This window comes from uncultured Aquincola sp. (assembly GCF_964001545.1).
Taxonomy (GTDB): domain Bacteria; phylum Pseudomonadota; class Gammaproteobacteria; order Burkholderiales; family Burkholderiaceae_C; genus Aquincola.
Genome location: NZ_CAXFDV010000766.1, coordinates 1 through 7,033, shown reverse-complemented (window position 1 = coordinate 7,033; position 7,033 = coordinate 1). Strand labels below are relative to the sequence as shown.

Sequence of the window (7,033 nt, the reverse complement as noted above, 5' to 3'; positions counted from 1 at the left end):
GGCAACCGCACCTACCTGCTGCAGGACGCCAACGGCCAGATCATCGAGACGCATTCGGTCTCGGCCGGCCTGGACTACCCCGGCGTCGGCCCCGAGCATGCGTACCTGAAGGACATCAATCGGGCCGAGTACGTCGGCATCACCGACGACGAGGCGATGGCCGCCTTCCACCGGCTGTGCCGCATCGAAGGCATCATCCCCGCGCTGGAGAGCAGCCATGCGGTGGCGCAGGCCATCAAGATGGCGCCCACGATGCGGCCCGACCAGAGCCTGCTGGTCAACCTCAGCGGCCGGGGCGACAAGGACATCAACACCGTGGCCGAGATCTCCGGCGTTTCGCTGATGAAGGGCTCGCTGTCATGAGCCGCATCACCGACACCTTCGCCGCGCTCCAGGCACAGGGCCGCAAGGCACTGATCCCCTACGTCACCACCGGCGACCCGTACGCCGACGTCACGCCCGAGCTGATGGCCGCGCTGGCCGATGCCGGTGCCGACGTGATCGAGCTGGGCGTGCCGTTCTCCGACCCGATGGCCGACGGCCCGGTGATCCAGCAGGCTTCCGAGCGTGCGCTGGCCAAGGGCATCGGCCTGCCGCAGGTGCTGGCCGCGGTGCGCGCCTTCCGCGAGCGCAACACCACCACGCCGGTGGTGCTGATGGGCTATGCCAACCCGGTCGAGCGCTACGGCGTCGAGCGCTTCGTCACCGACGCGGCGGCCGCCGGCGTCGACGGCGTGCTGATCGTCGACTACCCGCCCGAGGAGTGCGAGGCCTTTGCCGCGCTGCTGCGCAAGGTGCAGATGGACCCCATCTTCCTGCTGGCGCCCACCTCCACCGAGGCGCGCATGAAGAGCGTGGGCCGCATCGCCAGCGGCTATGTGTACTACGTGTCGCTCAAGGGCGTGACCGGCGCCGGCCACCTGGACACCGCCGCGGTGGCGGCCATGGTGCCGCGCATCAAGGCCCACGTGAAAGTGCCGGTGGGTGTGGGCTTCGGCATCCGCGACGCCGCCACCGCCCAGGCCGTGGCCCGGGTGTCCGATGCGGTGGTCATCGGCTCGCGCCTCGTCCAGATCCTCGAAACCCAGTCCCGCGACCAGGTCGCCCCGGCGGCGGCGGCGTTCATCGCCGAGATCCGCGCCGCGCTAGACGAAGGAGTGTCTTCATGAGTTGGCTTGAAAAGCTGCTGCCGCCCAAGATCCAGCCCACCGACCCGAACGAGCGCCGCACGGTGCCCGAGGGCCTGTGGATCAAGTGCCCCTCGTGCGAAACGGTGCTGTACAAGACCGACCTGGAGCAGAACGTCAACGTCTGCCCCAAGTGCAGCCATCACCACCGCATCGGCGCCCGCCAGCGGCTCGATGCCTTCCTCGACCCCGAGGGTCGCTACGAGATCGGCCACGAGGTGCTGCCGGTCGACGCGCTCAAGTTCAAGGACAGCAAGAAGTACCCCGAGCGGCTGAAGGACGCGCTGGAAACCACCGGCGAGACCGATGCGCTGGTGGTGGTGGGCGGCGCGGTGCACACCGTGCCGCTGGTGGCCGCCTGCTTCGAGTTCGACTTCATGGGCGGCTCGATGGGCTCGGTGGTGGGTGAACGCTTCGTGCGCGGCGTGGAAGCCGCGGTCGAGCAGCGCGTGCCCTTCGTCTGCTTCACCGCCACCGGCGGCGCCCGCATGCAGGAAGGGCTGCTGAGCCTGATGCAGATGGCCAAGACCAATGCTGCGCTCACCCGCCTGGCCAAGGCCCGGCTGCCTTACATCAGCGTGCTCACCGACCCCACCATGGGCGGTGTGTCGGCCAGCTTCGCCTTCGTGGGCGACGTGGTGATGGCCGAGCCCAAGGCGCTGATCGGCTTTGCCGGCCCGCGCGTGATCGAGAACACCGTGCGCGAGAAGCTGCCAGAAGGCTTCCAGCGCTCGGAATTCCTGGTGCAAAAGGGCGCGATCGACATGATCGTGGACCGCCGCCAGCTGCGCGCCACCATCGCCAGCGCGCTGAGCATGCTGCAGCGCCAAAGCGCCGACGCGGTCGCCTGACACGCCGTCGCAGGGTCGCCTGACCCTTCGGCCCGGCGTCGTCGGTCGCCGCGCTACCATGCGCGCCCATGCTGACGACGCCCCCCCGCTCGCTCGCCGACTGGCTGGCCCACTGCGAGCGCCTGCACCCCAAGAACATCGACATGACGCTGGACCGCGTGCGCGCGGTCGCCCAGCGCCTGGGCATCCGTTTCAGCGTGCCGGTGATCACCGTGGCCGGCACCAACGGCAAGGGCTCCACCTGCGCCATGCTGGAAGCCATCGCCCAGTGCGCCGGCTACCGCGTGGGCCTGTACATCAAGCCGCACCTGGTGCACTTCGAGGAGCGCTGCCGCATCAACGGCCGCATGGCCGACGAAGCCACGCTGCTGCCGCACTTCGAGGCGGTGGAAGCCGCCCGCGGCGACACCACGCTGAGCTACTTCGAGTTCACGATGCTGGCCATCCTGCGCACCTTCATGCATGCGCCGCTGGACCTGGTGATCCTGGAAGTGGGCCTGGGCGGCCGGCTGGACGCGGTCAACATCATCGACACCGATTGCGCGGTGATCACCAGCATCGACCTCGACCATACCGAGTGGCTGGGCCCGACGCGTGAAGACATCGGCCGCGAGAAGGCGCACATCATGCGGCCGGGCAAGCCGGCGATCGTCAGCGACCCGATGCCGCCGCAGACGGTGATCTACCATGCGCAGGCCATCGGCGCCGACCTCTGGCTGGCGGGCCGCGATTTCCGCCACAGCGGCGACCGCCAGCAGTGGCAGTGGGCCGGCCGCCAGCGGCGCTTCAGTGCGCTGGCCTATCCGGCGCTGCGTGGCGCCAACCAGCTGCTCAATGCCGCCGGTGCGCTGGCGGTGTTCGAGGCGCTGTACCAGCAGCTGCCCATCACCGCGCAGGCGGTGCGCCAGGGCCTGGCGCTGGTCGACCTGCCGGGCCGTTTCCAGATCGTGCCCGGCCAGCCCACGCTGGTGCTGGACGTGGCGCACAACGCGCAGTCGGTGGCGGCGCTGGCGCTCAACCTCGACCAGATGGGCTTTTTCCCGCGCACGCATGCGGTGTTCGGCGCCATGCGCGACAAGGACCTGCCCGCGCTGCTGGCCAAGCTCTCGCCGCTGGTGGACCACTGGCACCTGTGCAACCTGGACACCGCCCGCGCCGCCACCGCCGACGAGCTGGCCGCCGCGGTGCAGGCCATGCCGCGCCAGCAGCCGGTGACGGTGCACACCCACCCCGACCCGGCGGCTGCACTGGCCGCCGCGGTGGCCGCCGCAGACCCGGCTGATAGAATCGTGGTCTTCGGTTCTTTCTACACCGTAGGCGGCGTGCTGAAGGACGGTTTGCCGCGGCTGAGCGCCAAGCACACGGGTTGACCCCCAGGGGTTGACTCCACGGCCGGCAGTCTTGCCCAGGCCGGTGCCGCCCGGCCAGCCCTTCCGATCGCCCCGACCCCTTCCCACGCATGGGCCTGCTGTCCTTCTTCAAGCGCCAACCTTCCGCAGCCCGCGAGCCCGCCGACCCGGCCGAGGCTGTCCAGCGGGCCCGCACCGTCGCCCGCCGGCGGCTCATCGGCGCCGTGCTGCTGCTGGGCGTGGGCGTCATCGGCTTCCCGATGCTGTTCGAAACCCAGCCGCGGCCCATCCCGGTGGACATCCCGATCGAGATCCCGCGCAAGGAAAGCGCCGCGCCGCTGGAAGTGCCGCCCACCCGCAGCGCCCAGCGCAGCCAGCCGCCCGCCGAAGAGGTGCTGACCGAGAAGGCCGGCGATGCCGGTCGCGAGGTGCCAGCGCCCGCCGCGGCTGCGCCCAAGGCAGCGTCCTCATCCGCCGACAAGCACGACGCCGAGGCCGACAAGCGCCACGCCGCTGAAAAGCGCGAGGCGGACAAGCGCGAAGCCGACAAGAAGGAAGCCGAGCGCCGCGAAGCCGCCGAAAAGGCTGCCGACAAGCGCGAGCGTGACCGCGCCGCCGCCGAGCAGGCCGCCAAGGCCGCCGCTGCCGCCGCCGCCAAGCCCAAGGACGACACCCAGCGTGCGCGCGCGCTGCTCGAAGGCAAGTCCGACGCCAAGGCCTCCGAGCCGGCCGCCGGCCGCTTCGTGGTGCAGGTGGGCGCCTTCGCCGATGCCGATGCGGTGCGCGATGCCCGCGCCAAGGTCGAGAAGCTGGGCCTGAAGACCTACACCCAGGTGGTGGAGACCAGCGGCGGCAAGCGCACCCGGGTGCGCGTGGGTCCGTTCAGCACCCGCGACGAAGCCGACAAGGCCTCTTCCAAGATGCGTTCCGCCGGCCTGGCGCCGGCCGTGCTCACCCTCTGACGGGCGGGCCATGACGCCGGTGGAAGTCGCCTCCTCGCTCGGCTGGGTCGACCTGGCCCTGCTGGCGGTGCTGGCCGTCTCCGTCATCGTCGGGCTGTGGCGGGGCTTGATTTTCGAAGTCTTGTCCCTCATAGGTTGGGTGGTGGCCTACATCGCGGCGCAGGCCTTCACGCCCACCGTGGCGGCCCATCTGCCGGTGGGTGAGCCGCAGAGCATGGTCAATGTCGGTGCGGCGTTTGCACTGACCTTCGTGCTGGCCTTGATGCTGTGGAGCTTGCTGGCCCGGCTGGTCAGCCTGCTGGTCAAGGCCACGCCGCTGAGTGTCGTGGACCGCGTGCTGGGCGCGGGTTTCGGGCTGTTGCGCGGCGGCGTGTTGCTGCTGGCACTGGCCACGGTGATTGCATTCACGCCTGCGGCCGCCTCGGCGCAGTGGCAGGAATCTCGAGGTGCGGCATGGCTTGGTGCCATGCTGCAGGAACTGAAGCCGGTGTTGCCGGTGAACGTGGCCCGGCACCTTCCGGGCTGAAGGAAACAACCATGTGTGGCATCGTCGGCGTCATCTCGCATGCGCCCGTCAACCAATTGATCTATGACGCGCTGCTGCTGCTGCAGCACCGCGGCCAGGACGCCGCCGGCATCGTCACGATGCAGGGCACCAAGTGCTTCATGCACAAGGCGCGCGGCATGGTGCGCGACGTCTTCCGCACCCGCAACATGCGTGGCCTGCCGGGCGACGTGGGCCTGGGCCAGGTGCGCTACCCCACCGCCGGCAACGCCTACAGCGAAGAAGAGGCGCAGCCCTTCTACGTCAACGCGCCCTTCGGCATCGTGCTGGTGCACAACGGCAACCTCACCAATGCGCTGGCGCTCAAGCAGGAGTTGGTGGACGTCGACCGCCGCCACATCAACACCGAGAGCGACACCGAGGTGCTGATCAACGTGCTGGCGCACGAGCTGGCCCGCGCCGCACGCGACAAGACGCTGAACCCCGAGGTCATCTTCGAGGCGGTGGCCGCGGTGCACAAGCGCATCAAGGGCTCGTATGCGGTAGTGGCGCTGATCGCCGGCTACGGCCTGCTGGCCTTCCGCGATCCGTTCGGCATCCGCCCGCTGGTGTTCGGCGAGGCCGTCACCCCCGAGGGCCGCACCGTGATGGTGGGCAGTGAAACCGTGGCCATCGAAGGCACCGGCCATGCCGTCACCCGCGACGTGGCGCCGGGCGAGGCGATCTTCATCGACCTCGAAGGCACCGTGCACAGCCAGCAGTGCGCCGAGTCGCCCACGCTCAACCCCTGCATGTTCGAGTTCGTCTACCTGGCGCGGCCCGATTCCGTGATCGACGGCATCTCGGTCTACCAGGCGCGGCTGAACATGGGCGAGACGCTGGCCCAGCGCGTCATCTCCACCATGCCGCCGAACGAGATCGACGTGGTGATCCCCATCCCCGAGTCGAGCCGGCCTTCGGCCATGCAGCTGGCGCAGAAGCTGGGCAAGCCCTACCGCGAAGGCTTCGTCAAGAACCGCTACGTCGGCCGCACCTTCATCATGCCGGGGCAGGGCGTGCGCAAGAAGAGCGTGCGCCAGAAGCTCAACGCCATCGGCGTGGAGTTCAAGGGCCGTAACGTGCTGCTGGTGGACGATTCAATCGTGCGCGGCAACACCAGCAAGGAAATCGTGCAGATGGCCCGCGAAGCCGGCGCCCGCAAGGTGTACCTGGCCTCGGCCGCGCCGCCGGTGCGCTTTCCGAACGTGTACGGCATCGACATGCCCACGCGTGAAGAGCTGATCGCCCACGACCGCACCATTGAAGAGGTGCGCGAGTACATCGGCGCCGATGCGCTGATCTACCAGGACGTGGACGCGATGAAGCGCGTGGTGCGCACGCTCAACGAAGGCATCAACACCTTCGAGGCTTCGTGCTTCGACGGGCTGTACATCACCGGCGAAGTGACGGCCGCCGACTTCACCGCGATGGAGCAGCAGCGCCGCTCCCAGGGCACCGAAGAAGAAGAAGCCAACCGCAGCCGCCTGGCCCTGCAAAGCGCCACCGAGCAAGCCTGAAGGCGCATACGCATGAAAAAACCCGTCCGCACCCGCATCGCGCCGTCGCCCACCGGCTTTTTGCACCTGGGCACCGCGCGCACCGCGCTGTTCTCGTGGGCCTATGCCCGCCACTACGGTGGTGAGTTCGTGCTGCGCATCGAGGACACCGACGTCGCCCGCTCCACGCAGGATTCGGTCGACCAGATCCTGCAGGCCATGCGCTGGCTGGGCCTGGACTACGACGAAGGACCGATCTACCAGATGCGCCGGCTGGACCGTTACCGCGAGGTCATCGACCAGATGCTGGCCGCCGGCACCGCCTACCGCTGCTACGCCACGCCGGCCGAGCTGGACGAGATGCGCGAAGCCCAGCGCGCCCGCGGCGAAAAGACCCACTACGACCGCCGCTGGCGGCCCGAGCCGGGCAAGGTGCTGCCGCCGCCGCCCGTGGGCGTGGCACCGGCCATCCGCTTCGCCAACCCGGTGGACGGCGTGGTGACCTGGGATGACGTGGTCAAGGGCCCCATCAGCATCGCCAACCGTGAGATCGACGACCTGATCATCGTGCGGCCCGACGGTGTGCCCACCTACAACTTCGCGGTGGTGGTGGACGACTGGGACATGAACATCACCCATGTGTT

Annotated in this window: 7 protein-coding genes and 1 pseudogene; all 8 read left to right on the top strand. The window is 69.2% G+C overall.

The genetic code is table 11. From position 1 onward, the window contains the following. A pseudogene (locus tag ABNT58_RS26820) lies at window positions 1–363 on the top strand (tryptophan synthase subunit beta); the annotation flags it as partial. After that, complete coding sequence (gene trpA, locus ABNT58_RS26815) at window positions 360–1,169, top strand: tryptophan synthase subunit alpha (protein WP_348756429.1); 810 nt, start codon at window positions 360–362, stop codon at window positions 1,167–1,169. The pseudogene ABNT58_RS26820 and the gene trpA, both read left to right, overlap by 4 nt. Continuing rightward, window positions 1,166–2,038 carry an acetyl-CoA carboxylase, carboxyltransferase subunit beta gene (gene accD / locus ABNT58_RS26810; protein WP_348756428.1) on the top strand — a complete coding sequence of 291 codons (873 nt, stop codon included), beginning with the start codon at window positions 1,166–1,168 and terminating at the stop codon, window positions 2,036–2,038. Before trpA ends, accD begins: the two co-directional genes overlap by 4 nt. A gap of 71 nt (window positions 2,039–2,109) precedes the next feature. Then, the gene (folC, locus tag ABNT58_RS26805; RefSeq protein ID WP_348756430.1) at window positions 2,110–3,408 is read left to right on the top strand and encodes a bifunctional tetrahydrofolate synthase/dihydrofolate synthase; all 1,299 of its coding nucleotides are present in this window, start codon (window positions 2,110–2,112) and stop codon (window positions 3,406–3,408) included. Window positions 3,409–3,497: 89 nt separating this feature from the next. Further along, complete coding sequence (locus ABNT58_RS26800) at window positions 3,498–4,349, top strand: SPOR domain-containing protein (protein ID WP_348756427.1); 852 nt, start codon at window positions 3,498–3,500, stop codon at window positions 4,347–4,349. 19 nt (window positions 4,350–4,368) lie between these two features. After that, window positions 4,369–4,875, top strand: coding sequence for a CvpA family protein (locus ABNT58_RS26795; protein ID WP_348756426.1), 507 nt, complete (start codon window positions 4,369–4,371; stop codon window positions 4,873–4,875). An 11-nt stretch (window positions 4,876–4,886) separates the two neighbouring features. After that, complete coding sequence (gene purF / locus ABNT58_RS26790; RefSeq protein ID WP_348756425.1) at window positions 4,887–6,410, top strand: amidophosphoribosyltransferase; 1,524 nt, start codon at window positions 4,887–4,889, stop codon at window positions 6,408–6,410. Between the two features lie 12 nt (window positions 6,411–6,422). Then, a partial coding sequence (locus ABNT58_RS26785) for a glutamate--tRNA ligase family protein (RefSeq protein ID WP_348756424.1) occupies window positions 6,423–7,033 on the top strand: 611 nt, incomplete at its 3' end.

What these genes read in the sequence shown, in the direction of transcription:
- ABNT58_RS26800 (WP_348756427.1), top strand. Translation starts at nt 3,498, where the DNA reads ATGGGCCTGCTGTCCTTCTTCAAGCGCCAACCTTCCGCAGCCCGCGAG.
- purF (WP_348756425.1), top strand. Translation starts at nt 4,887, where the DNA reads ATGTGTGGCATCGTCGGCGTCATCTCGCATGCGCCCGTCAACCAATTG.
- accD (WP_348756428.1), top strand. Translation starts at nt 1,166, where the DNA reads ATGAGTTGGCTTGAAAAGCTGCTGCCGCCCAAGATCCAGCCCACCGAC.
- trpA (WP_348756429.1), top strand. Translation starts at nt 360, where the DNA reads ATGAGCCGCATCACCGACACCTTCGCCGCGCTCCAGGCACAGGGCCGC.